The sequence below is a fragment of the Pleionea sp. CnH1-48 genome (assembly GCF_024124665.1).
Lineage (GTDB): Bacteria > Pseudomonadota > Gammaproteobacteria > Enterobacterales > Kangiellaceae > JAMXSB01.
Map to the genome: position 1 here is coordinate 1 of NZ_JAMXSB010000033.1, position 3,593 is coordinate 3,593.

At 50.7% G+C, this 3,593-nt stretch carries 1 protein-coding gene; it reads left to right on the plus strand.

Features of this window, described 5'->3' with window-relative positions; genetic code table 11:
• A partial coding sequence (locus NH399_RS25215) for a calcium-binding protein (protein ID WP_305885116.1) occupies nucleotides 1-3,593 on the plus strand: 3,593 nt, incomplete at both ends.

Sequence of the window (3,593 nt, forward strand, 5' to 3'; positions counted from 1 at the left end):
CGATGCCTCACAGGCCGTGACTCAATATTATCTCTCTCTCCCTGGATTAGACAGTGTCAGGCCGTCTTCCTCGGATCTGGATCGCACGACCACTCATACCTATGACACCAGCGGCCGTTTAATGACCACTCGCGATGCAGAAGGTGGATTAACCGCGTTTGAATACGATGCCGCATCGCGTTTAATTAAAACCACACGCTATGGCGCATCAGAATTGAGCAGTCGCTTTGATTCAGTGACGGCGACGAATGCTGTCAGTCAAACGGCTTTAACCTTAACCGGAACCGCTGCTGCTAATCGTCTGACGGGCGGCGATGCAGGCGATACCTTAACGGGTAACGATGGCGAGGACCGTCTGGAAGGCGGTTGGGGCAATGACACCTTGCGTGGTGGTAACCACAACGACATCTTGGTCGGCGGACGAGGCAACGATCAATTGTACGGCGATTCTGGCGATGACGAATATCGCTTTAGCCGCCACTTTGGCCAAGACAACGTTTATTCTGCAGGTGTGGGAAATAACTGGGTAGTTTTTGATAGCAGCGTACCTGCTACGGATATTGCGATCCTTCGCAAAGGGAATGATCTCTACATCTCTGATACTACAACCGGTGACCATATCCGGGTTCATTCGCACTTTTCATCCAGTAGCTATCAGTTGAGCGGCGTTCGTTTTGCTGATGGAACAGAGTGGAACAGTGCTGAATTAGATCGCCGTTTGAGTCTGACCAGCAGTGATTTCCAAGATGACATTCAGGGCAGCAACCAGGCCGACACCCTGCAAGGTAAAGGCGGAGCCGATCTTGTTTATGGCCACCAGGGTGATGACACCCTTCATGGTGATGCCGGGGATGACACCGTTTACGGCGGTTACGGTGACGATCACCTTCACGGTGGAACGGGCGACGATACTTTGGCAGGCCAGCAGGGTGCGGATACCTATTATTTTGGTGCGAACTTTGGACGCGATGTGATTGCGTCTGCCTATACATTGGATAGCATTGTTTTCTCCAGCGCGCTGCATAGCAAAGAGTCCATTCGTTTAACGCGTTCTTCTTATAATCTTGTGATCTCTTTCGATGGTTTGCAGGATCAGTTAACTCTCAACAACTATTTTTCTAGCACTAACTACCAACCTGCCGCGATTCGATTTGCTGACGGCACCGAATGGACAGCCGCGCAATTAGAAGCTAATTATGCCCAAACAGGCACCGATGGTGACGATACCTTTGGTGGTGCCGATGTGGCCGAAACACTAAAAGGTGGCCAGGGTGATGACCGTCTGTACGGCGGTAATAATGACGACCGACTGGAAGGCGAACAGGGTGCTGACACCCTCTATGGTGATGCTGGCAGCGACACCTTATTAGGTGGTTCGGGTCAAGATAAACTCTATGGCGGCACAGGCGAAGACCGTCTTGATGGCGGCACTGGCGATGATACGCTCGACGGCCAATCGGGCGCGGATACTTACGTATTTGGTGACAACTTCGGCCAAGATGTAATTACTCGTGCCGAAAGCCACGATGGCATCGAGTTTACTGGCAGTCAGCACACCAAAGACAACATTGTTTTATATCGTTCTTCATACAATCTGATTATCTCCTTTGCGGGTTCAGACGATCAAGTTACGCTCAATAACTACTTTTCTGGAACCTCGTATCAACCTGCCTTTGTGCGTTTTGCCGATGGCACTCAATGGACCAGCACCGAACTCGAGCTGAACTATGCCATGAATGGTAGTGATGGTGCTGATACCTTTGGTGGTGTGAACAGCAACGAAAACTTATCCGGTGGCAAGGGCGACGATACCCTCTATGGTCAATACGGTGATGATCAATTGTCCGGTGATGAAGGGGATGACAAACTCTACGGTGGCCATGATAACGACCAACTTCTTGGCGGTGCAGGCGATGATACGCTGCTGGGCGACTATGGTGATGATGTTCTACAAGGTGGAGCCGGTCATGATGAATTGCAAGGAGGGTATGGCAACGATCAGGTTCAAGGTGGAGCAGGTAACGATAATCTGACGGCGGGTTATGGTGATGACCGGCTCGAAGGCGGTGCAGGCGACGATAAACTTCACGCTAACTATGGCACGAATGTTCTTATTGGCGGTGAGGGCGATGATACTTTGTATGCTGGTACAGGCAGCGATCGTTTTGTTTTCTCACAAGGCTTTGGGCAAGACACCATCGAATCGACTCAACAGGGGGTAAACTGGATTGAGTTTGATAACACATTGACCACCGAACACATTCGTGTCTATCGCAGTGGCAATGAATTAATCGTGCGCGACATTCGTAGCGACGACAGCATTACCGTTAAGTATCATTTTTACAGTGCCTCTTACAACATAGATGGCATCCGCTTTGCGGATGGCACCGAATGGAATGCTGCGGAAATAGAAAATCAGATCGCCAATGGCCAGACCGACGGTGATGATCTGCTTGTTGGAACCGACAATGCTCAAACTCAGGCAGGTGGAGCAGGCGATGATCGTATTGAAGGCCGCCAAGGTGACGATACCCTTCAAGGCGATGCTGGCCATGACACCCTTAAAGGTGAAGATGGCAACGACACCCTGATAGGTGGCACCGGTAAAGATACACTCGAAGGCGGCGCAGGCAACGATGAATACCATTACCGAGCTGGTGATGGTCGTGACACGATTCACGTAGGCGGTGGTTCGGACACCCTGGTGTTCGATGGCAGTATTCAATCCGCTAATGTTCGAGTATTCCGCAGTAGCAACGATCTGGTGATCCTGACAGGCCAGCTAGGCGACTCTATTGTCGTAAAAAGCCATTTTTCCAGCAGCACTTATCGTTTGAATGCCATCCAGTTTGCTGATGCCAGCCAATGGAATTACACCGACATCGCTAATCGTCTCGCGGTAGTGGATACGGATGGCACTGTGGTTGTTAATGCCGTTTCAGGTTCAACCTACACTGCGGATGTATTAGGCAGCAGTCTAAGCGGCACTAATGATGATGACACCTTAGTGAGTGGCAGTTGGAACGACACTCTCAACGGTAACTACGGCAATGATACGTATCGTTTCAGCCTTGGATTCGGCAACGACAAAATCACGCAATCCACCAGCGCTAACGAGATCGACACCGTGGTGTTTGATAGCTCCATTCAGGCCAGTGATATTCGTTTGAGTCGCTCGGGGCATCATCTTGTCATCACTCATGTACCGACGGGCGATGAAGTTCTCGTAAATAATCATTTCTACACGGGACGAGCGGCCCATACGTCTTACGCCATTGATAAGATTACTTTTGAAGCCGATGGGACCGAATGGGACCAGGCGACGATGACTCAAATCGTGCTAACAGGCAGTGATAGCAATGACAGTATTTCAGGCTTTAACGATGCGGCAGACATCATTGATGGCGGTGCGGGTAACGATACAGTGCGCGGCTACGACGGCGATGATACGGTCGTGGGCGGCTCTGGTGATGATACGGTGTATGGTGACAGTGGTGATGATGTCCTTGTGGGTGGCACAGGTGACGATACTCTGAGTGGCGGTTATGGCCAAGATACCTATCGGTTCAGCTTAGGGTTTGGCAAAGACACCA